The sequence below is a fragment of the Streptomyces nigrescens genome, from assembly GCF_027626975.1.
Classification (GTDB): Bacteria; Actinomycetota; Actinomycetes; order Streptomycetales; family Streptomycetaceae; genus Streptomyces; species Streptomyces nigrescens.
Genome location: NZ_CP114203.1, coordinates 8741260 through 8766708, shown reverse-complemented (window position 1 = coordinate 8766708; position 25449 = coordinate 8741260). Strand labels below are relative to the sequence as shown.

The 25449-nt window shown below is 70.4% G+C and carries 1 protein-coding gene; it reads right to left on the bottom strand.

The window, feature by feature from the left end; genetic code table 11:
* Window positions 1–4: 4 nt before the first annotated feature.
* A complete protein-coding gene (locus tag STRNI_RS37960; RefSeq protein ID WP_277412875.1) occupies window positions 5–25414 on the bottom strand; it encodes a type I polyketide synthase in 25410 nt (8469 codons plus the stop codon).
* Window positions 25415–25449 lie beyond the last annotated feature (35 nt).

The following is a 25449-nucleotide window of genomic DNA, read 5'->3' as shown; positions in this document are numbered from 1 at the left end:
CCGGTCACGACGTTCCCAGTTCCTTGTCGATGAGGTCGAAGAGCTCGCCGGCGGTCGCGGCCGACTCCAGCTCGCCGTCGTCCTCATCGTTTTCCGTGTACGGATCCGCGCCTCGTTCCTGCCGGCCGCCGCCCTGCCATTGCTCGGTCAGCGCCCGCAGCCGCTCGGTGATCCGGTCCCGTTCCTCGTCCTCGACCGTGGCACCGGCCAGCGCCGCCTCCAGCCGGGTGAGCTCGCCGAGGATCGGCTGCGCACCCGAGGTCTCCGGCAGGTCGAAGGCGTCCAGGACATGGCGGACCAGGACGAGCGGTGTCGGATAGTCGAAGACGAGGGTGGCGGGCAGCCTGAGATGGGTCGCCGCGTTGAGGTGGTTACGGAGCTCCACCGCCGTCAGCGAGTCGAAGCCCAGCTCCTTGAATGCCTGATCGGGTTCGATGTCCTCGGCGGATCCGTGTCCAAGGACGATCGCCACCTGGGTGCAGACCAGGTCGAGCAGATACTGTTCGCGGTCCGCCGGGGCCAGTGCGCCCAGCCGTTCCGCGAGATCCTGCGGTGTTTCCGCTCCCTTCGCCGCGGCGGAGGTCGCGGTACCGCGGCGGGCGGGTGCCCGGACCAGACCGCGCAGCAGCGGCGGTACGGCCTCGGGGTGTGCGCGCAGCGGTGCCGTATCGAGATTCATCGGCAGCAGCAGGGGGCGGGCCAGGTCCCGTGCGGTGTCGAGCAGGGCGAGGCCCTGTTCCGGGGTGAGGGGAAGCATGCCCCCGCGCGCCATGCGCTGCAGATCCGCCTCGCTCAGTTCGCCCGTCATGCCGACGCCGGGAGCCCAGGCGCCCCACGCCAGCGACTGTGCGGGAAGTCCCAGTCCACCGCGCCGGCACGCGAGCGCGTCCACGAACGCATTCGCCGCCGCGTAGTTGGCCTGCCCCGCACTGCCGAACGTCCCCGCGACCGAGGAGAAGACGACGAACGCCGCCAGATCCTCGTCCCGGGTCAGCTCGTGCAGATTGCTGACCGCGTCCACCTTCGGTGCGAGCACCTTGTCCAGCCGCTGCGGCGTCAGGGAGGACAGGACTCCGTCGTCGAGTACGCCTGCGGTGTGCACGACGGCGGTGAGAGGGTGCTGCTTCGGGACGGAGTCCAGCAGCCCGCGCAGCGCCTCGCGGTCGGCGCTGTCGCATGCGGCGACGGTGACCTCGGCACCGAGGGCCGCGAGCTCTTCACGCAGCGCATCGACGCCCGGGGCCTGTGGTCCGCGCCGGCTGGCCAGGAGCAGGTGGCGCACTCCGTGCTCGGCCACCAGATGCCGGGCCACCAACGCGCCCAGACCACCGGTGCCACCGGTCACCAGAGCCGTGCCCCGGGGGTCGAGGGGCACCGGCATGGTGAGCACGACCTTGCCGATGTGCCGGGCCTGGCTGAGGTAACGGAAGGCCTCCGGGGCTCTGTGCACCTCCCATGCCGTCACCGGCAACGGTTCCAGCGCACCCCGCTCGAAGAGGTCGAGGAGCGCGGTCAGCATCTCCCCGATCCGCTCGGGACCGGCCTCCCACAGGTCGAACGCCCGGTACCGGACACCCTCGTGCTCGGCCGCGATGTCCTGCGCGTCCCGGACATCGGTCTTGCCCATCTCCAGGAAACGTCCGCCCCTCGGCAGCAGCCGCAGCGAAGCGTCCACGAACTCCCGTGCCAGGGAGTCCAGCACGACATCCACTCCCCGGCCGGCGGTCGTCGCCAGGAAGGACCGCTCGAAGTCCAGATCACGGGACGAGGCGATATGCGCCTCGTCCAGACCCGAGGATCGAAGCGTCTCCCACTTTCCGGGACTCGCGGTGCCGAACACCTCCGCGCCCAGATGCCGGGCGAGCTGCACCGCGGCCATACCGACGCCACCCGCGGCGGAGTGCACCAGCACCGACTCGCCCGCCTGCACCTCGGCCAGTTCCACCAGCGCGTAGTACGCCGTCAGGAACACCACCGGGACGGACGCCGCCTGCGCGAACGACCAGCCGTCGGGTACGCGGGCCAGCAGGCGGCGGTCCGCCACCGCGAGGGGGCCGAAGGCGCCGAAGAACATCCCCATCACCCGGTCACCGGGCTGCAGGTCATGCACCCCGGCGCCGACCTCCAGCACCACTCCGGCGCCCTCGCTCCCGAGCGCACCGGCCTCACCGGGGTACATCCCCAGCGCATTGAGCACATCGCGGAAGTTGACCCCGGCCGCACGCACGCCGATGCGTACCTGTCCAGCGCCCAACTCGGCGTTCACCTCCGGGCATTCGGCCAGGCGCAGATTCTCCAGGGTGCCCTTGTCGGCGATGTCCAGCCGCCAGGCGTCCCCGTCGGAGTCGGGCCGGCGCAGCGCCTCCGCGGACGCGACGCGGGCCAGCCTCGGTACGTGCACCGCTCCCGCGCGGACCGCGGCCTCGGGCTCGCCGCTCCCCAGCACACCGGGCACGGCAGCTGTCGACTCGGCCCTCCCATCGAGGTCGATGAGCGTGAACCGGCCGGGGTTCTCGACTCCGGCTGCCCGGACCAGGCCCCAGACCGCGGCCTGCGCCGGGTCCGGGTGGTCCGCGTCCGAGGTGCTCACGGCGCCGTGCGTGAGAAGCACCAGCCGGGAACCGTCGAAGCGCGCATCCGCCAGCCAGTTCTGCAGCAGAGCGAGCGCCTCGTTGGCGGCGCTGTGTGCACCGGCGGCCGTCCCGGCCGGGTGCGCCGCGCTCCCGCAGTTGACCAGCACCACGGCGGGCGCCTCGTCGCCGAGTTCGTCCAGGCTATCCGTTGCCTCCACTCGTACGCCGCTGCCGTCCAGGGCCACGGCCAGCGCCATGTCCCCGACGACCGCCCATGACTCCTCGGACTGCACGGAGGGCACGGGCGCGGTGACCCAGTCCACCTGGAACAGCGCCTCGTGATAGGGGGCGCTGCCGCTCACCTGCTCGCCCGAGACCTGACGGAGCGTCAAGGACTCGATGGCGGCGACCGCACCCCCTGTGGGGTCGGCCAGTTCCAGAGAGACCGACTCGGGCCCGGCCTGGACCAGGCGGACCCGCAGGGCGGTGGCTCCGGCGGCGCGCAGGGAGACACCGTTCCAGGAGAACGGCAGCCTTCCCCGGCCGACATCCTCCATGGACACAAACATCATCGCGTGCAGTGCGGAGTCGAGCAGCGCGGGATGCAGCCCGAACGCTCCGGCCGGCCCGTGGTGCTCCTCCGGCAGTCCGACCTCGGCGAAGATCTCGTCGCCGCGCTGCCAGACGGCCTTCAGCCCGCGGAAGACCGGGCCATAGGCGAATCCGGCCTCGGCGAACCGACCGTAGAAGTCGTCGACCGAGGTGGCCTCGGCGCCACGCGGGGGCCAGACCGTGAAGTCATACGGCTCACCCTGCTCCACGGCCGCCCCGGAGGACACCACACCGCTGGCGTTGCGCACCCACGGCTGGTCGCCGAGGTCGTCCTCCGGCCGGGAGTACAGGTTCAGCGTCCGCCGCCCGGACTCGTCCGGCGCCTCCACCGCCAGCTGGAGTTGCACCGCCCCGCGCTCCGGCAGGACGAGCGGCGCAGCGATCGTGAACTCCTCCACCCGGTCGCAGCCCACCTCGTCGGCCGCGCGTACGGCCAGTTCGAGGAAGCCCGTACCGGGGAACAGGACGGTACCGGTGACCGCGTGGTCCGCGAGCCACGGGTGGGTGGGCAGCGACAGCCTCCCGGTGAAGAGGAAGGCATCGGAACCGGCTACCTCGACCGCCGCACCGAGCAGGGGGTGGTCCGCCGAACCGAGACCCGCCGAGCTGATGTCCCCGGTCGGCATGACGGGCGGCTTGGGCCAGTAGCGGTGCCGCTGGAAGGCGTAGGTCGGCAGGCCGACCCGGCGGGCATCGCCGCCGGCGAAGGCGGCCTCCCAGGTCAGCGCTGTCCCGGCGGCGAACACTTGGGCAAGGGCGGTGAGCAGGCCGGACGCCTCCGCACGGTCCTTCCGCAGCGCGGGGATGAGGAGATGGCCGGGCTCGTCGAGGCATCCCTGAGCCATGGCGGTCAGGGTGCCGTCCGGGCCGATCTCCAGGAACCGGGTGACCTTGTGCTCCTCCAGCCACCGGACGCCGTCGGCGAAACGGACGGCCTCACGGACATGACGCACCCAGTAGTCGGGTGAGGTCAACTCCTGCGGTGTGGCGAGTTCGCCGGTGACGTTCGAGACCACCGGGACTCGGGGTTCCTCGTACGTAACGTCCTCAGCGACCGTCCGGAATTCCGCGAGCATCGGCTCCATCAGCGGGGAATGGAAGGCATGACTGACCTGGAGCCGCTTCACCTTCCGGCCCTCGGACTCGAAACGCCCGGCGATGTCCGCGACCACGGACTCCTCACCGGCTATGACGATCGAGGTCGGGCCGTTCACCGCGGCAATACTCACCCGCTGCTCATGGCCTTCCAGCAGCGGAAGTACCTCATCCTCGCTGGCCTGGAGGGAGACCATTGCGCCGCCGGCCGGGAGGGCCTGCATCAACCGGCCACGGGCGGCCACCAGACGACAGGCATCCTCCAGGGACAGGACGCCCGCCACATGCGCGGCCACCAACTCACCAATGGAATGACCCATGAGGTAGTCGGGGCGGATCCCGAAGGACTCGAAGAGACGGAACAGCGCCACCTCCACCGCAAACAACGCCGGCTGAGTGAAACCAGTCTGGTTCAGCCGCTCCACATCCGCGTCCTCATCCGTACCGAACACCACACCCCGCAACGGCGACTCCAGCTCACTGTCGAAGTGCGCGCACACGGCATCAAAGGCGTCAGCGAAGACGGGGAACGCGTCGTACAACTCCCGTCCCATTCCCGCCCGTTGGGCGCCTTGCCCCGTGAACAGCAGAGCCAGCCGGCCGTCTGTCCTTACGGACCCGGTGACGGCGTGCGGAGAGGGGTCCTCATCCGCCACGGCAGCCAGGCCGTGGAGCAGTTCGTTCCGATCCGAGCCGAGGACCACGGCCCGGTGCTCCATGACCGAGCGCGTGGTGGCCAGCGACAGGCCCACGTCGGCAGTGCGCAGAGCCGGGAAGGTCTCCATGTGTGCGAGCAGCCGTGCGGCCTGTGCGCGGAGCGCGGACCTGGTCTTGCCGGTGATCACCCAGGGGACGGGGGAGGTCTCCGCAGGGGTCCGGACTCCCCCGGCGGTCTCTTCCGCAGGCGCGGGTGAGGTCTCGGATTCCGCGGACGGGGCTTCCTCCAGGATGGTGTGGGCGTTGGTGCCGCTGATGCCGAACGAGGACACACCGGCCCGTCGCGGCCGACCTGCCTCCGGCCACTGCACCGCATCCGTCAGCAGCCGCACCTCTCCCGCCGACCACTCCACATGCGACGACGGCTCATCGACGTGCAGAGTCCGCGGCAGAACACCGTGCTGCAACGCCAGCACCATCTTGATCACACCGGCCACACCCGCGGCCGCCTGCGTATGCCCGATATTCGACTTCACCGAACCCAGCCAGAGCGGCCGGTCGGCGTCCCGGTCCTGGCCGTAGGTGGCGAGCAGCGCCTGTGCCTCGATCGGATCGCCGAGTGCCGTCCCCGTACCGTGTGCCTCCACCGCATCCACGTCGGAGGGCGACAGACCGGCCGCCCCGAGCGCCTGACGGATCACCCGCTGCTGGGAGGGACCATTCGGCGCGGTCAGACCGTTGGAGGCACCGTCCTGGTTCACTGCGGTGCCACGTACGACCGCCAACACCCGATGACCATTCCGCCGCGCATCGGACAACCGCTCCACCACCAGCACACCCGCACCCTCGGAGAACCCCGCACCATCCGCGGCATCCGAGAACGCCTTGCACCGACCATCAGCAGCCAACCCCCGCTGCCGACTGAAGTCCACAAACAATCCCGGCGTCGACATCACCGTCACACCGCCGGCAAGTGCCAGATCACACTCACCCGCACGCAACGACTGCGCCGCCAGATGCAACGCCACCAACGACGCCGAACACGCCGTATCCACCGTCACCGCAGGCCCCTCAAGGCCAAACACATACGACAACCGCCCCGACACCACACTCGCCGCATTGCCCGTGCCGATATAACCCCCCAAATCCTCCTCACCCGACGCCACCAACAACCCCGTGTAGTCCTGGCCGTTGGTGCCGGCGAAGACGCCGGTACGGCTGCCGCGCAGCGACGCCGGGTCGATCCCAGCCCGCTCGAACGCCTCCCACGACACCTCCAGCAGCAACCGCTGCTGCGGATCCATCGCCACCGCCTCACGCGGCGAAATCCCGAAGAACCCCGGATCGAACTCATCCACCCCCGGCAAGAACCCACCCTCACGCGTGGAAACCTTCCCCGGACGACCCGGCTCCGGGTCATACAACCCCTCGACATCCCAACCACGATCCACCGGGAACGGCACCACACCCTCCCCACCCTCAGCCAGCAACCCCCACAACTCCTCCGGCGACGCCACTCCACCCGGGAACCGACAGCTCATCGCCACGATCGCGACCGGCTCGTCATGCTCCGCCTGTCCTGGCGGCACGGTGGCCGGCGCCGGAGCAGTACCGTCGTGGGCTGTCGTGTCGGACAGTTCGGCCAGCAGGAAGTCCGCGAGCACCCCGCAGGTCGGGTAGTCGAAGACGAGGGTCGCGGGCAGCCGCAGACCGGTGATGCCGTTCATGCCGTTGCGCAGCTCGACGGCGCTGAGCGAGTCGAAGCCGAGGTCGCTGAAGGCCCGTTCGGGATCGACCGCCGAGGGACCGGCGTAGCCGAGCACAGTGGCGACATAGCTGCGGACGACGTCCAGGATCATGCCGGCGCGTTCGGACTCGGAGAGTCCCGCGAGGTGCTGGAGCAGCTTGGCGGCGTCCGAGCCGGTGTCGTCGCTCTCCTGTGCCGTGTCCAGGAAACGTTGCGCATCCGGCAGGTCGCGCAGCAGTGCGCTGGGCCGGGAGGCGGTGAAGGCGGGGGTGAACTTGTCCCAGCCGAGGTCGGTGACGGAGACGTATGCCTCGTCGTGGTCCAGGGCCTGCTGGAGTGCTCCGCAGGCCAGTTCGGGCTGCATGTCGTACACGCCGTAGCGCCGGAGCCGGTCGCCGACGGCGCCCTCACCCATACCGTCTCCGGACCAGTGGCCCCAGGCGACGGCGGTGGCGGGGAGTCCTTCGGCGCGGCGCCGGTCGGCCAGTGCGTCGAGGAAGGCGTTGCCGGGGGCGTAGTTGCCCAGGCCCGGGCCGCTGATGGTGCCGGAGGTGGAGGAGAACAGCACGAACGCGGACAGCTCCCGTTCCCGGGTCAGCTCGTCAAGGTTGAGCGCCGCGGTGACCTTGGCGCGCAGCACGGTGTCCATCCGGCCGGGGTCGAGGGAGTCGATCACGCCGTCGTCCAGCGAACCCGCGACATGCATGACCGCGTCGAGGGGGTACTCCTCGGGCACGGCTGCCAGCAGGTCGTGCAGCGCCTCGCGGTCGGCGACGTCGCAGGCGGCGAGGGTGACGCGGGAGCCGAGCGCGGTGAGTTCGGCTTCGAGTTCCGCTGCGCCCGGTGCCTCGGAGCCGCGGCGGCTGGTGAGCAGCAGATGCCCGGCGCCTTGGCGGGCCAGCCAGCGGGCGATGTGGCCGCCGACGGCTCCGGTGCCGCCGGTGACGAGGACGGTGCCGCGGGGCCGCCAGGTGCGCTGGGCGGGTGTGCCGGCGAGCGGGGCGCGTACCAGGCGGCGGCCGTAGGCTCCGGAGGCGCGCAGGGCGATCTGGTCCTCGCCGTCCGGGCTCGCGAGCAGGGCACAGAGCCGGTCCGCGGCCCGCTTGTCGAGCGTCTCCGGCAGGTCGAGGAGGCCTCCCCAGCGGTCGGAGTGTTCCAGGGCGGCGACGCGGCCCATGCCCCAGACCAGAGCCTGGTGGGCGTGGGTGACGGACTCGGAGCGGCCGATGGCGACCGCCCCGCGGGTGGTGCACCACAGGGGCGCCTCGATGCCGAGGTCGCCGAGTGTCTGGAGGAGGGACAGGGTCCCGGCCAGTCCCACGGGGACGGCGGGGTGGGCGGGGTGGGCGCGCTCGTCCAGCGGGAGCAGCGAGAGCACTCCGGTGAGGTCGTCGTCGCCGAGCGCCTCGCGCAGCCGGCCCACGGTCCGCTCGCGGCCGGAGCAGTCCTCGGGGGCCAGCTCCACGAGGCGTACCCGGGCACCGTGTGCGAGGAGCGCGTCCTGTACGGCGGCCACCCGGCCGTCGGCGGTTTCCGCCGCCGGGGCGACCAGCAGCCAGGTGCCGTGCAGGGCGGCGGGGCGCTCGGCGAGCGGGGACCAGCGCACGGTGTACCGCCAGCTGTCGACGGTGGACTTCTCGCGGCTGTTCCTGCGCCACGACGACAGGGCGGGCAGTACGGCGCTCAGCGGCTCGTTGCCGTCCAGGGCGAGGGTGTCGGCGAGGGCCTGGAGGTCTTCCTGTTCGACGCTCTCCCAGAACTTCGCTTCGACAGCGTCGGACAGCGGCTTCTCCTGGCCGTCGGCGGCAGCCAGTTCGCGTGCCTGGGGCCAGTACCGCGCACGCTGGAAGGCGTAGGTCGGCAGGTCGACGCGGCGGGCTCCGGTGCTCGCGAAGACGGCGGTCCAGTCGACGGCCACGCCCTGCGCATGTGCTTCGGCGAGGGAGGTGAGGAGCCGGCCGAGGCCGCCCGCGTCCCGGCGCAGGGTGCCGAGCACGGCGGCGTCCGTGCCGAGTGCGTCCACGCAGTCGCGGACCCCGCCGGACAGCACGGGGTGCGGGCTGACCTCGATGAAGGAACGGTGTCCGGCGGCCACCAGAGCGCGCATGGCGTCCTCGAACCGCACGGTCTGCCTCAGGTTCGTGTACCAGTAGTCGGGGCCGAGGCCGGTGGTGTCCTGCCACTGACCGGTGACGGTCGAGAAGAAGGGGACGGCGGCGGCGGCCGGGCTGATGCCGTCGAGTGCGTCGAGGACCTGGGCCCGCACCGGCTCGACCTGCGCCGAGTGGGAGCCATAGTCGACGGAGACCTTGCGGGCCCGCACACCTTCCGCGGTCAGTGCGGCGAACAGCTCGTCGAGCGCGTCCGCGGCGCCGGAGACCACGACGGAGGCGGGGCCGTTCACGGCGGCGACGGACAGCTGCTCGCCCCATGGCTCGATGCGCTCGCGCACCGCTTCGGCGGGCAGCTGGACGGACATCATGCCGCCGCTTCCCGTGATGGCGGTCAGTGCCCGGCTGCGCAGGGCCACCACCCGCGCCCCGTCGTCCAGGGTCAGCGCCCCGGCGACACAGGCGGCGGCGATCTCCCCCTGGCTGTGTCCGACGACCGCGTCGGGCTCCACTCCGTACGAGCGCCACAGCTCGGCGAGCGACACCATGACGGCCCACAGTGAGGGCTGGATGACGTCGACCCGTTCGAGGTCCGGTGCGTCGGCGTCGCCGCGCAGGACGGCCGTCAGTGACCAGTCGACGAAGGGGGCGAGGGCGCGTGCGCAGTCGGCCAGACGATCGGCGAACACCGGTGAACTGTCGAGCAGTTCGCGTGCCATGCCCGCCCACTGGCTGCCCTGGCCGGGGAAGACCAGGACGGGGCGGGCGCTTCCGTCGCGTGCGACACCCCGGGGCACGTCGGAGACCATCGCGCCCTCGGCGATCTCCCGCAGGCCCCGGTCGAGGTCCTCCCGGTCGGCCACGACGAGCACCGCCCGGTGCTCGAAGGCGGAGCGCGTGGTGGCGAGCGAGAAGCCGACCCCGGTGAGGTCGCACTCGTCCGGCCGGGCGAGCAGGTGGGAACGCAGCCGTGCGGCCTGGTCGCGCAGCGCATCCTCGGTACGCGCCGACAAGGGCACCGGCACAACGGGGAGTGCGGTTGCCGCGGAGGTGTCCGGCTGCGTCCGCTGCCGGGGTGCCTCCTCGACGATGACATGCGCGTTGGTGCCACTCATCCCGAACGAGGAGACACCGGCCCGGCGGGGCTCTGCCGCGTCCGGCCAAGTGACGGCCTCGTTGAGCAGCCGTACGTTGCCCGCCGTCCAGTCGACGTGCGGGCTGGGCTCGTCGGCATGCAGCGTCTGGGGCAGCAGCCGGTTTCGCAGCGCCATCACCATCTTGATGACGCCGCCCACGCCGGCGGCGGCCTGGCTGTGTCCGATGTTCGACTTGAGCGAGCCGAGCCACAGCGGGCGGTCGTCGTCGCGTTCCTGCCCGTAGGCCGCGATCAGGGCCTGCGCTTCGATCGGGTCGCCGAGTGTGGTGCCCGTGCCGTGCGCCTCGACGGCGTCCACCTGCTGCGGGCCGAGGCCGGCGGCGGCCAGTGCCCGGCGGATGACCCGCTGCTGGGACGGGCCGTTGGGCGCGGTCAGGCCGTTGGAGGCACCGTCCTGGTTGAGGGCGCTGCCGCGGATGACGGCCAGTACGGGATGCCCGTTGCGCCGGGCGTCGGACAGCCGCTCGACGGCCACCATGCCGACGCCCTCGGCCCAGCTCGCGCCGTCGGCACCGGCCGAGAACGGCTTGCACCGGCCGTCCTCGGCGAGCGCCCGCTGCCGGCTGAACTCGATGAGCGAACCGGGTGTGGACATCACCGTGACACCACCCGCGAGCGCGAGATCGCACTCGCCCTGACGGAGCGACTGGACGGCCAGATGCAGGGCGACCAGGGACGACGAGCAGGCGGTGTCGACGCTCACCGCCGGCCCTTCGAGGCCGAGGGTGTAGGCGATCCGCCCGGACAGCACGCTGGGCGAGTTACCGGTGCCGACGTATCCCTCGAAGCTCTCCTGCGCTGCGCCGAGGATGCCGATGTAATCCTGGTAGGTGACGCCCGCGAAGACGCCGGTGAGGGTGCCACGTGCGGCCGCGGGGTCGATCCCGGAGCGTTCCAGGGCCTCCCACGACGCTTCGAGGAGCAGCCGCTGCTGCGGGTCCATCGACAGCGCCTCGCGGGGGCTGATGCCGAAGAAACCCGGGTCGAAGTGGCTGGCATCGTGCAGGAAGCCGCCTTCGCGGGTGTAGCACGTGCCCGGGTGATCCGCGTCCGGGTGGTACAGGCTGCCGAGGTCCCAGCCACGGTCGTCGGGGAACGGGGAGATCCCGTCGCCCCCCGCGGCGACCAGCTCCCACAGCTCCTCGGGGGTGCGGATTCCGCCCGGGTAGCGACAGCTCATCCCGACGATGACCACCGGGTCGTCGTCGAGGGGCACCCCGGACGGCATGGGCGCCAAGACGCCTGTCTCTCCGGTGAGTTCACCGTCCATGTAGCGGGCGAGTGCCACCGGGGTCGGGTAGTCGAACACGAGCGTGGCGGGCAACGCCATCCCCGTCGCCTCCCTGAGCTGGTTACGCAGCTCGACGGCGGTGAGGGAGGTGAATCCGAGGTCGGTGAAGCTCCGGGAGGGCTCGACCTCGTCGGGGCCGGCATAGCCGAGGACATGGGCGATCCGGGTACGGACGAGAGTCAGCAGCACTCGACCGCGCTCGGCCGTCCCCTTCCCGGCGAGCTGCCGCGCCATGCGGGAGGCCGCCGTCGCCTGCTCACGCGTGGCGATCCGTCGCCCGGAGCCCTGCTCCAAGGCGCTGAGCACCGCCGGCAGCGGGGCTGCGGAGCTGCGCAGTGCGGCGCGGTCCACCCGTGCGGGAAGCAGCACGCTCCGGCCCGTCGCCTGAGCGGCGCCCACCAGCGCCGCAATCTCCTCCACCGGCACCGCGGAAAGCCCCGGGGTACCGGTACCGGGCGGCGGGAGCAGTGCCAGGGCGGGCAGGCCGGCGGCGGCACGCCGGTGAGCGAGCGCGGCCAGCTGCCCACCCGCCGGAGCGTTGGCCGGGCCGATGCCGATGAGGACGAACGCGGACGGCGCACCGTCCCCGTCGGTCCCGCGGGTCAGCTCGTCCAGGCGCCGCGCCGTATCGATGTCGCGGCTCCGGCCGAGGTCGGCGGTGTGGACGATGGCGCTGATCGGTCGTTCGGACGCCTGCATCTCGGCAATGGCCGCCTTCAGGACGTCCGGGCTCTGGCGCCCTTGCCCGGATTCCCCGTCTTCCCGGTCTTCCCGGTCTTCCCCGTCCTGCTGGTTCTGGTCCTGGTCCTGGTCCTGGTATGCGACGGTCTCCACCTGTGCCTGGACCTCAAGGGCGGCGGCGAACTGCTCGGCGAACGCTCCGGTGACCAGGACCGTTCCGCCGGGATCCACATCAAGCGCGGTGAGGGCGGTCGAGGCGCACCTCACCAGCCGCGCCGCCGACACCTCACCCCCACGAACAGCGATCTCGGACTCGCCCGTGGAAACCGCGGCGGGCAGGACACGGAGGGAGTCGAGGTAGCTGTTGTCGAGGTCGTTGTCGAGGTCATGGTCGATGTCCACGAGCACTATGCGGCCCGGGTGTTCGGCCTGGACGACGCGGAGCTCGTCCCAGAGGGCGGCGGCCTCGGCGTCCGGTGCCTCGTCACCGATGGCGACGGCGCCTCGGGTGACGCACACCAGACGGGCCGCCGGCTCCTGGACCAATCGTTCACCCAGCGCCATGAGGATGGTGTGTGCTTCGGCCGCAGTGGCGACACCGGTCACGAACACCGTGTCGGCAGTCGTGGCATCGGCAGCCTCGGCTGTGTTGGTGCCCAGCGCTTCGGCCAAGCCCCAGCGGTCGCTCCCCACTACGGTCAGCCGCGGCGCCTGGGCATCCGCTGCCAGGTCCCGGACCATGTCCGAGTCCACGACCCCTTCCACGGCTTCCACGGCTTCCACGGCGATCGGTGCCCAGTGGAGACGGAGCAGCGAAGCCGGCAGCGCAGGCGTCCGGTCGTTCCGCAGCTCGCCGGTCTTGCGCATCAGCATCGAGTCGACCGCGACCACCGGCTGCCCGGAGCCATCGGCTGCCTGGAGGGACACCTCGTCAGGCCCGCGGCGGGTCAGCCGGATCCGCAGTGCGGTCGCGCCGGTGGCCTGCAAGGACACACCACTCCACGCGAACAGCATGGCCTCCGTCGCCACACCGTCCAGCAGACCCAGCCCGAGGGGATGGAGCGCCGCGTCCAACAGCGCCGGATGGAGAGAGAATCCCTCGGCCCCGGACCCGGACTCCGGCAGCTCGGTCTCGGCATACACATCGTCGGCGGCCTGCCAGACGTTTCGCACGCCGCGGAAGGCCGAGCCGTAGTCGAACCCGGCCGCCGCCAGCCCGTCGTACAAGTCGTCGATGTCCACGGGCTCCGCGCCGGCGGGCGGCCAGACCGCAAAGTCGAAGGGCTGCGACGAACCGCTCTCCGCCAGGACGCCGCTCGCATGCCGCGTCCACGGCACATCGGCCGACGCCACCGCAGGACGCGCATACACGCCAAGTGCCCGGTCACCGGAGGCATCCGGGTCCTCGATGCGCAGCTGCAACTGCACCGCACCGTCCTCAGCGAGCACAAGCGGTGCTTCGAGGGCGAGTTCCCGGATGTGGGAGCAGCCGACCTCGTCCCCTGCACGCACCGCAAGCTCCAGGAAAGCCGTACTCGGTACGACGATCGCGCCCGCCACGCGGTGCTCGGCAAGCCACGGCTGCGTCCTGGGGGAGAGCCGCCCGGTCAACACCACCTCATGGCCACCGGCCAGAGACACCGTCGCGCCCAGGAGCGGGTGTTCGGCGGCGGCAAGGCCGATCGACGAGGCGTCCGCGGTGGTGGACGGTATCTCCAGCCAGTAGCGCTGGTGTTGGAAGGCGTAGGTGGGCAGGTCGACGGGCGTGGGGGCGGGGGTGGTGGCACTCCTGGCAGTGGCAGTGGCAGTGGCGGGGAAGAACGCCGGCCAGTCGATGCCGATGCCGTGGACGAACGCCCGTCCGGCGGCCGACAGCACCGCGGACACCTCACCACGGTCATCGCCACGCAGAGCAGGAATGAGGACCTGGTCCGCATCCACGTCACCGTCGAGGCACCCCTGCGCCATGGCGGTCAGGGTGCCGTCCGGCCCGATCTCCAGGAACCGCGTGACCTCGTGCTCCTCCAGCCACCGGACACCATCGGCGAAGCGGACGGCCTCACGGACGTGACGCACCCAGTAGTCGGGGGACGTCAGATCCTCCGCCGTGGCGATTTCACCGGTCACATTCGAGACCACCGGAATACGCGGCTGCTCGTACGTGACGCTCTCCGCGACCGCCCGGAACTCGTCCAGCATCGGCTCCATCAGCGGGGAGTGGAAGGCATGACTGACCTGGAGCCGCTTCACCTTCCGACCCTCGGACTCGAAACGCCGGGCGACGTCCGCGACCACGGACTCCTCACCGGCTATGACGATCGAGGTCGGGCCGTTCACCGCGGCAATACTCACCCGCTGCTCACGGCCTTCCAGCAGCGGAAGTACCTCGTCCTCGGTAGCTTGGAGAGAGACCATCGCGCCGCCGGCCGGGAGGGCCTGCATCAACCGGCCACGGGCCGCCACCAGACGACAGGCATCCTCCAGCGACAGCACGCCCGCCACATGGGCAGCCACCAACTCACCAATGGAATGACCCATGAGGTAATCAGGGCGAACACCGAAGGACTCGACCAGCCGGAACAGCGCCACCTCCACCGCAAACAACGCCGGCTGAGTGAAACCAGTCTGGTTCAGCCGCTCCACATCCGCGTCCTCATCCGTACCGAACACCACGTCCCGCAGCGGCGACGCCAACTCGCCGTCGAAGTACGCACAGACGGAATCAAATGCGTCCGCGAACACCGGGAACGCGTCATACAGCTCCCGGCCCATCCCCAACCGCTGCGCACCCTGACCGGTGAAGAGCAGAGCCAGCCGGCCTCCGGCATCCACCGCACCCGTTACCGCATGGACCGCGACAGTTCCCTCTGCCACAGCGGTAAGGCCTTCGAGGAGTTCCGCGCGCTCGGTGCCGAGGACGACGGCCCGGTGTTCAAACGCCGAACGCGTCGTGGCCAGGGCGAACCCCAGCTCCGGCAGACCGAGTTCAGGCCGCGCCTCCACATGCGCCAACAACCGCTGCGCCTGCGCCCGCAGCCCCTCCCGACTCCGCGCGGACACCACCCACGGCACCACACCCCCGACCACACCCACCGGCCCGGCCTCCGAGCCCTCCTCCACCGGAGCCTGCTCGATCACCACATGCGCGTTGGTCCCGCTGACGCCAAAGGCAGAAACTGCCCCGCGCCCGGGTCGACCGCTCTCAGGCCATCCCACGGCTTCGGTCAGCAGACGCACGTTGCCGGCCGACCAGTCCACATGCGACGACGGCTCATCAGCGTGAAGAGTCTGCGGAAGGATGCCGTGCCGCAACGCCAGCACCATCTTGATGACACCCGCCGCACCCGCAGCCGCCTGCGTATGCCCGATGTTCGACTTCACCGAACCCAGCCACAACGGCCGGTCCTCGTCCCGGTCCTGGCCGTACGTCGCAAGCAGCGCCTGCGCCTCGATCGGATCGCCCAGCGCCGTCCCCGTACCGTGCGCTTCGACGGCATCCACATCCGACGCCGACAGCCCCGCACCCGCCAGCGCCTGCCGGATCACCCGCTGCTGCGAAGGACCATTCGGCGCCGTCAGACCATTCGACGCACCATCCTGATTCACCGCACTGCCACGCACCACGGCCAACACCCGATGACCCTTGCGCCGCGCATCCGACAGCCGCTCCACCACCAGCACACCAGCGCCCTCAGCCCAACCGGTGCCATCCGCAGCATCCGAGAACGCCTTGCACCGACCATCAGCAGCAAGACCGCCCTGCAGACTGAACTCGACAAAGGCTCCGGGGTTGCCCATGACCGTCACACCACCGGCGAGGGCGAGGTCACATTCGCCCGAGCGCAGGGACTGCACCGCCAGGTGCAAGGCGACCAGCGACGACGAACACGCCGTGTCCACCGTGACCGCCGGCCCCTCCAGACCCAGCGCATACGACACCCGACCCGACACCACAGCGCCCGAGCTTCCGGTGAGCAAGTGCCCCCCGAGCCCTTCCGGAGCCTCCCGCAGCCCGGACCCGTAGCCCGAACTGCTGGCACCAACGAAGACACCGGTACGGCTGCCCTTGACCGAAGTGGGGCTGACGCCCGAGCGTTCGAGAGCTTCCCAGGAGGTTTCCAGCAGCAGCCGCTGCTGCGGGTCGATCGCGACGGCTTCACGTGGGCTGATACCGAAGAACGCCGGATCGAACTGGGCGGCATCATGCAGGAAACCGCCCGAGCGCGTTCGGCTCGCACCTGCCTGACCGGTGTCGTTCCCGAAAAGGGCATCGAGGTCCCAGCCACGATCCGTCGGGAATCCGGAGATCGCGTCCTCGGCTCCGGCCACCAGCCGCCACAGGTCCTCCGGACTTGCCACCCCACCGGGAAGGCGACAGCTCATCCCGACGATGACCACCGGATCGTCCACGGTGGACGCCAGCACCGGCAGACCGGACACCACATCCGTCCCGGTCCCGAACAGCTCACCGTCCAAGAAACGCGCCAGGTCAGCCGGCGTCGGATAGTCGAAGACCAAAGTGGCGGGCAGCCGCAGACCGGTCTCGGCATTCAGCGCGTTGCGCAGCTCGACGGCAGTGAGCGAGTCGAACCCCAAGTCCCGGAATGTGCCGCCGATTTCGAGGTCCACAGATTTGGCGTGTCCGAGGACCGCTGCGGCGTGAGTACGCACCAGCTCCAGCAGCGCCCGGTCCCGCTCCACAACCGACAGCCCCGCAAAACGCTCCCGCACTACACCAGAACCCTCACCAGCGGCCCCGGCAGCCAACGCAGCCCGAACCTCCGGCAGGTCCTCCAGCAACGGACTCGGCCGAGCACTCGTGAACGCCGGAGCAAACCGCTCCCACACCACATCCGCCACCACCAACGAACCCTCACCCGCACCAACCGCCGACTCCAACGCCGAGACAGCACGATCCGGATCCAGCGCCCTCAGACCACGACGCAGCAGATGCTCCTCCGCGCCCTCCACACCAGCCATACCGCCACCGGCCCACGGACCCCACGCCACCGCACAACCCACCACACCCCGCGCACGACGCGCCTCCACCAACCCCTCAACGAAGGCATTCCCCGCCGCATACGCCCCCTGACCACCACTCCCCCACACACCAGCAATCGACGAAAACACCACAAACGCATCCAACTCACGATCGCCCAGGGCCTCATCCAGCACCACGGCACCGGCAACCTTCGCCCCCATCACCTCACCAAAATGACCCGCATCCGCCTCACCCAGCGGCACGGAATCCACCACACCCGCCGCATGAACGACCGCATCCACCGCACAGCCCGACAACAACTCCTGGACGGCGGTCCGATCCGCGACATCACAGGCCGCCAGCGTCACCCGAACCCCAAGGGCAGACAGCTCCGCCTCCAACTCCGACGCACCCGGAGCCTCAGAGCCACGGCGGCTGGTGAGGATCACATGCTCCGCACCCCGCTCAGCCGCCCACCGCGCCACACGCGCACCCAACGCACCCGTACCACCCGTGATCAACACCGTCCCACGCGGCCGCCAACCACCAGCCGTATCCCCAGCTGGAGCCGGAGCGTGCGCCAACCTCCGCCCGAACACGCCAGAAGCCCGCACCGCCACCTGATCCTCACCACCATCAGCGAGAACCCCGGCCAGGCGGTCGAACACCCTGCGGTCCACAGCCTCCGGCAGATCCACCAGACCACCCCAACGGTCCGGCAACTCCAAAGCCGCCACCCGACCCACGCCCCACACCGCCGCGCCCACCGGATCCGGCCCGGCATCCGACTGGCTGGTGGCAACAGCCCCCCGCGTCACCACCCACACACGCCCACCCACACCCGCATCACCCAACGCCTGCACCACCACCGCAGTACGCACCACATCCACCGCACCCACCACCAACACACCAGCAACCGACTCCCCACCAGCCACCTCACCCACACGCTCAGCCAACAGCCCCCGGTCCGCCTCCCCCGCGACACACTCCACCCGCTCAACCGCCACACCACACGCCGCCAGCCCCTCCACCACAGCCCCGGCGTACGCGTCCCCCGCTGCCACCACCGCAAGCCAGCGACCATCCGGCACCCCACCGGACCGCGCAGCGAGCGGCTTCCACTCCACCCGATAGCGCCAGTTCTCACTCGGGTCGGAATCAGGTGCAGGCGTCGGCCAGTAGCGCTCACGCTGGAACGCGTATGTGGGCAGATCCACTCGCCGGGCGGCGGGGAAGCACGTACGCCAATCCACATCCATGCCGAGCACGAACGCATGCGATACGGCAGTCAGCAGGGCCTCGGCCTCGGAGCGGTCCTTACGCATCGCGGGAAGCAGAGAGAGATCAGGTGCCGAGAGGCAGAGCTGTGCCATGGCGGTCAGGGTGCCGTCCGGGCCCATCTCCAGGAACCGGGTCGCCCCGTGCACCTCCAACCACCGCACACCGTCAGCGAAACGGACGGCCTCACGGACATGCCGCACCCAGTAGTCAGGAGACGTCAGCTCCTCCGCCGCAGCGAACTCACCGGTCACATTCGAGACCACCGGGATACGCGGCTCCGCGTACACCACGCTCTCCGCAACCGCCCGGAACTCGTCCAACATCGGCTCCATCAACGGCGAGTGGAAAGCATGGCTCACCTGGAGCCGCTTCACCTTCCGGCCCTCGGACTCGAAACCTCCGGCGATCTCAGCAACCGCCGACTCCTCACCCGAAACCACCACCGACTGCGGACCATTCACCGCAGCGACACTCACCCGCTGCTCAAACCCCTCCAACAGCGGCAGCACCTCAGCCTCCGACGCCTGAAGCGACACCATCGCCCCACCCGCCGGCAACGCCTGCATCAACCGCCCACGCGCCGCCACCAAACGACACGCATCCTCCAGTGACCACACCCCCGCCACATACGCAGCCACCAACTCACCAATGGAATGACCCATGAGGTAGTCGGGACGAACGCCGAACGACTCCACCAGCCGGAACAGCGCCACCTCCACCGCAAACAACGCCGGCTGAGTGAACTCCGTCCGACTCAGCGCCTCCGCATACGAATCCGCCTCTGCAAGCGCCTCGTCACCGAACACCACACTCCGCAGCGACGACTCCAACTCACCGTCGAAGTGCGCACACACCGCATCAAACGCATCCGCGAAAACCGGGAACACGTCATACAGTTCACGGCCCATTCCCAACCGCTGCGCGCCCTGGCCCGCGAACAGCAGCGCCAGCCGGCCCTCGGCCCGGGACCCATGTATGACACCGGAGGTCCTGAGGCCGTCGGCGAGCGCGGCCAGTTGGTGGACTGCCGATGCCGGGTCATCCGCCAGTACGACCGCACGGTGGTCGAAGTGCAGGGATCGGGTCGTGGCGAGGGAGAAGCCCAGGTCGGCCAGGTCCAGTTCGGGGTCGGCCTCGCAGGCCGAGCGCAAGCGATCCGCCTGCGCGCGGAGGGCGGGCTCGGTACGTGCGGAGAGGGCCAGCGGTGTGACGGACGGGCGCGCGGGTGAGGCCTGGGGGGCCTCGGCGCTGGGCGGCGGTTCCGGGGCGCGTTCCAGGACCACATGTGCGTTGGTGCCGCTGATACCGAACGAGGACACACCTGCCCGGCAGACATGGGCCGCTGCTTCGTCGTGGAGCGGCCAGGCGACCGGCTCCGTGAGCAGCCGTACGTTGCCCTCCGACCAGTCCACATGGGGCGAGGGCGCATCCACGTGCAGGGTCCGCGGCAGAACACCGTGCTGCAGCGCCAACACCATCTTGATCACACCGGCCACACCCGCGGCCGCCTGCGTGTGCCCGATGTTCGACTTCACCGAGCCCAGCCACAACGGCCGGTCCTCGGCGCGGTCCTGACCGTAGGTGGCAAGGAGTGCCTGTGCCTCGATGGGGTCGCCGAGTGCCGTTCCTGTGCCATGCGCTTCGACCGCGTCCACGTCCGAGGCCGTCAGGCCGGCGCTCGCCAGTGCCTGCCGGATGACCCGCTGCTGGGAGGGGCCGTTGGGTGCCGTCAGACCGTTCGATGCGCCGTCCTGATTCACCGCGGAGCCGGCCACGACGGCCAGTACGCGGTGACCGTTCCGGCGGGCGTCCGACAGCCGCTCCACGAGCAGCATTCCGACGCCCTCGCCCCAGCCGGTGCCGTCGGCGTCCGCAGCGAATGCCTTGCACCGTCCGTCCGGGGCGAGTCCGCGCTGCCGGCTGAACTCCACGAACGCTCCGGGCGTCGACATCACCGTCACGCCGCCCACCAGCGCCATGTCGCACTCGCCGGAGCGGAGGGACTGCGCCGCCCAGTGCAGGGCCACCAGCGATGACGAGCACGCCGTGTCCACGGTCACCGCCGGGCCCTCCAGGCCGAGTGTGTAGGCCACTCGCCCGGACACCACGCTCGCGGCGTTTCCGGTACCGATATAGCCGTCAAAGTCGTCCGGGGAATGGGCCAGCAGTGCCGGATAGTCCTGACCATTCGTGCCGACGAAGACGCCCGCCCGGCTGCCCCGCACGGACTGCGGATCGATGCCGGCTCGCTCCAGGGCTTCCCAGGACACTTCGAGCAGCAGACGCTGCTGCGGATCGGTTGCTACCGCTTCCCTGGGGCTCATGCCGAAGAAAGCGGGTTCGAACTGGTCCACGTTCTTCAGGAAGCCACCGGCATTGACGTACGTGGTTCCCGGGTGTTCCGGGTCGGGATCATAGACCGAGTTCAGGTCCCAGCCGCGGTCGGCCGGGAATGCTCCGACGGTGTCCGCACCGTCCGACAGCAGCTTCCAGAAGGCTTCCGGGGAGTCAACACCGCCCGGGAACCGGCAGCTCATCCCCACGATGGCAAGGGGGTCGCCGTCAATCGCGGAGAGGGCCACCGACTGCTCGACGTCATCCTGAGCCGGCGCGATCCGAGTGCGCAGAAGGCCGGCCAATGCCGTCGGTGTCGGATAGTCGAACACCACCGTTGCGCTCAGCGTGATCCCGCAAGCCAGGCTCAGTGCGTTACGCAGCTCCACGGCGAGCAACGAGTCGACACCGAGGTCCCGGAAGGGCCGGTTCGGCGGTACCTCGGCGGTACCCGCGTAATGCAGCACCCCGGCGGCGTACGACCGGACGAGATCGGTGAGTACGCGTTCCTGTTCGGCCGGCTCCAGTCCCGCAAGCTGCCGGTGCAGCTCGGACCGGCGGTCATCGCCGCCTCCCGTCTCTGCGGTCTGCTCGACCGCGGTACGGATCTCCGGAAGATCGCCGATCAGCGGGCTCGGGCGGACCGTGGCGAAGGCAGAACGGAAGTCCGCCCAGGTGATGTCGGCGATCACCAGACCGGGCGTACCGGAGCGGATCGCGTTCCCCATGGCCTCGACGGCGAGGTCCGGCTGCAGTGCGGACACTCCGCCCCGGCGCATGCGCTGGGCCATCGACGCGTCGCTCGCCATGCCGGTCTCGCCCCACGGGCCCCAGGCGAGGGAGGTCGCGGCAAGTCCTTCGGCCGCTCGCCGCTCGGCGAGGGCGTCCAAGTAGGCATTGGCGGCGGCGTAGTTGGCCTGGCCGGCGGCGCCGATGGTGCCGGCGAAGGATGAGAACAGGACGAAGGCCGAGAGGTCACGGCCGCGGGTCGCCTCGTGCAGGTTCAGGGCCGAGGTGGCCTTGGCCTGCATGACGGCGGTGAACCGTTCGGGCGTGAGGGAGTCGAGTACGCCGTCATCGAGTACGGCGGCGGCATGGAAGACGGCGTCCACGGGATGTTCGGAGAGCAGTGCCTCGACCGCGTCCGCATCTGCGACATCGCAGGCCGCCACCGTCACTCGTACGCCGAGGGCGGACAGCTCCGACTCCAGCTCCGACGCACCGGGAGCATCCGGGCCCCGGCGGCTGGTGAGGACCACATGGCCGGCACCGCGCTCGGCCACCCAGCGCGCCACACGGGCACCCAGCGCGCCCGTACCACCCGTGATCAACACCGTCCCACGCGGCCGCCAACCATCAGCCGCATCGCCGGCAGCCGGAGCGTGTGCCAGCCTGCGCCCGAAGACCCCGGACGCCCGTACCGCCACCTGGTCCTCACCGCCATCAGCGAGAACCCCGGCCAGGCGGTCGAGCGCCCTGCGGTCCACAGCCTCCGGCAGATCCACCAGACCACCCCAACGGTCCGGGTACTCCAGCGCAGCCACCCGACCCACGCCCCACACCGCCGCCTGCACCGGATCCGGCCCGGCATCCGACCGACCGATCGCGACGGCCCCCCGCGTCACCACCCACACACGCCCACCCACACCGGCGTCCCCCAGCGCCTGCACCAACACCGCGGTACGCACCGCATCCGCGGCGCCCACTGCCAGCACGCCGGCGACCGGCTCCGCACCGGCCACCTCACGCACCCGCGCGGCGAGCAGACCCCGGTCCCACTCCCCCGCGGCACACTCCACCCGTGCAACCGTCACACCACACGCCGCCAGCCCCTCCACAACGGCCTCGGCGTACGCCTCATCCTCTGCTGCCACCACCGCAAGCCAGCGACCGTCCGGCACCCCACCGGACCGCGCAGCGAGCGGCTTCCACTCCACCCGATAGCGCCAGCCGTCCACCACCGACCGCTCACGCCGCTGCCGCCGCCATGACGTCAGCGCAGTGCGCGCCTCCTCCCACGAGGCATCGCCGGCAATCGCGAGTTCCCCGGCCAGTGCTGCCGCGTCACCACGCTCGATGGCGTCCCAGAGTTGCGCGTCGGCTCCCTCCAGCGCGTGGGCCGCGGCGCCTTCGGTCTCTGTCCCCGTCGCCGCCAGCCAATAGCGCTGACGCTGGAAGGGGTAGGTCGGCAGATCGACGGGCCGTGTCCCCGGCAGCAGCGCGGCCCAGTCGAGTACGGCGCCGTGCGCGTGCAGCTGCGCAAGAGCCGTCAGCACGTGCTGTGCCTCGGACCGGTCCCTTCGCAGCGCGGGAACCGCCACGTGCGCGGGGCCCTCCACACACATCTGGGCCATCGCGGTGAGCGTGCCGTCGGGCCCGATTTCGAGATAGCGGGCGACGCTGTGCTCCTCCAGCCAGCGGATACCGTCGGCGAAGCGGACGGCCTCGCGGGCGTGACGCACCCAGTAGTCGGGGGACGTCAGCTCCTGCGGCGTGGCGAGTTCGCCGGTCACGTTGGAGACCACCGGGATACGGGGCTCGTCGAATGCCACACTTTCCGCGACCGCCCGGAACTCGTCGAGCATCGGCTCCATCAGCGGCGAGTGGAAGGCATGACTCACCCGCAGCCGCTTCACCTTCCGGCCCTCAGACTCGAAACGCCCCGCGATCTCCGCCACGGCGGATTCCTCACCGGAGACCACGACCGCCTGCGGACCGTTCACCGCGGCGATACTCAACCGCTGCTCATGACCTTCCAGCAGCGGAAGTACCTCGTCCTCGGTGGCTTGAAGGGAGACCATGGCGCCGCCGGCCGGGAGGGCCTGCATCAACCGACCGCGCGCCCCCACCAGACGGCACGCGTCCTCCAGCGACAGCACGCCCGCCACATACGCAGCCACCAACTCACCAATGGAATGACCCACCAGGAAATCCGGCCGCACACCGAACGACTCCACCAACCGGAACAGCGCCACCTCCACCGCGAACAACGCCGGCTGAGTGAACCCCGTCCGATTCAGCGCCTCCGCATCATCACCGAACACGACATCCCGCAGCCGCGCACCCAACTCGCCCTCGAAGCACGCACACACCGCATCAAAAGCGTCCGCGAACGCCGGGAACGCCTCATACAACTCACGTCCCATTCCCGGACGTTGGGAGCCCTGCCCCGCGAACAGAAAGGCCGTCTTCGCGCCGGGCAGGTCTGTCCCCCGCACGATGCCTTCGGCGTACTCGTCACGGGCGAGGGCGTCCAGTGCCGCGACCAGTTCCGAGCGGCTGCTGCCGAGGACGACGGCACGGTTCTCCAGCGCGGCGCGCGTCGAGGCGAGCGAGCGGGCGAGGTCCCGTATGCCGTACCCGGGGTGGGCATCGACGTGTGACAGCAGCCTTCTGGCCTGCTCGCGGAGGGCAAAGTCACCGCGAGCCGAGAGGACCCAGGGCACCATCGGCAGCCGCGCGGCCGCGGCCGTGCCGTCCTGCGGACCTTCTTCGGCTGCGGGATGGACCTCGGGTGCCTGCTCGATCACCGCATGCGCGTTGGTACCACTGACGCCGAAGGCGGAGACCGCCGCCCGCCCCGGTCGCCCGTTCTCCGGCCATCCGACGGCCTCGGTGAGCAGTCGTACGTTGCCGGCCGACCAGTCCACATGCGACGACGGCTCATCGGCGTGCAGGGTCTGCGGAAGGGTGCCGTGCTGGAGCGCCAGCACCATCTTGATGACACCCGCCGCACCCGCGGCCGCCTGGGTGTGCCCGATGTTCGACTTCACCGACCCCAGCCACAACGGCCGGTCGGCGTCCCGTTCCTGACCGTACGTTGCGAGCAGCGCCTGCGCCTCGATCGGATCGCCCAGGGACGTCCCCGTGCCATGTGCCTCGACGGCGTCCACGTCGGAGGGCGACAGGCCGGCCGCCCCGAGTGCCTGACGGATCACCCGCTGCTGCGAAGGGCCATTCGGCGCGGTCAGACCGTTGGAGGCACCGTCCTGGTTCACTGCGGTGCCGCGTACGACCGCCAGCACCCGGTGTCCGTTCCGCCGGGCATCGGAGAGGCGCTCCAGTACCAGCATGCCGACGCCCTCGGCCCACCCCGTGCCGTCCGCGGCCTCCGCGAATGCCTTGCATCGGCCATCGGCCGCAAGGCCGCGCTGCCGGCTGAACTCGATGAACGCCCCGGGTGTGGCCATCACCGTCACCCCGCCCGCCAGGGCGAGCGTGCATTCGCCGGACCGGAGGGCCTGTGACGCCAGGTGCAGCGCGACCAGGGAGGAGGAGCAGGCCGTGTCCACGGTCACGGCAGGGCCCTCAAGTCCCAGTGTGTACGCGACACGACCCGACACGACCGAGGTCGAGTTGCCCGTCAGGAGATGGCCCCGCACATCGTCGGGAATATCGCGAAGGCCGGCGCCGTATTCCTGGCCGCTGGCCCCGACGAAAACACCGCTGCGGCTTCCCCGTAGCCCCAGGGGATCGATTCCGGCGCCTTCGAATGCCTCCCAGGACGCTTCGAGCAGCAGTCGCTGCTGTGGGTCCATCGCAAGCGCTTCGCGCGGCGAAATCCCGAAGAAGCCGGGGTCGAATTCGGTGGCCTCATAGACGAAACCGCCCTTGCACGAGTAGCTCGTGCCCGATCCGCCTGACTCCGGGTCGTACAACGCATCGGCATCCCAGCCACGGTCCTGCGGCCACTCGGAGACGGCGTCTTCTCCGCCGTGCAGCAGACGCCAGAATTCCTCCGGCGACCGCACACCCCCGGGAAGGCGGCAGCTCATCCCGACGATTGCGACCGGCTCCTGCTGCTGCGATTCCAGCTCCTGCAGGCGCCGACGGGTCTCATGCAGGTCCGCGGTGACCCACTTGAGGTAGTCCCGAAGCCGTTCTTCATTCGCCATGTGGAACTTGCCCCATACGTTGTAGACCGGAACGG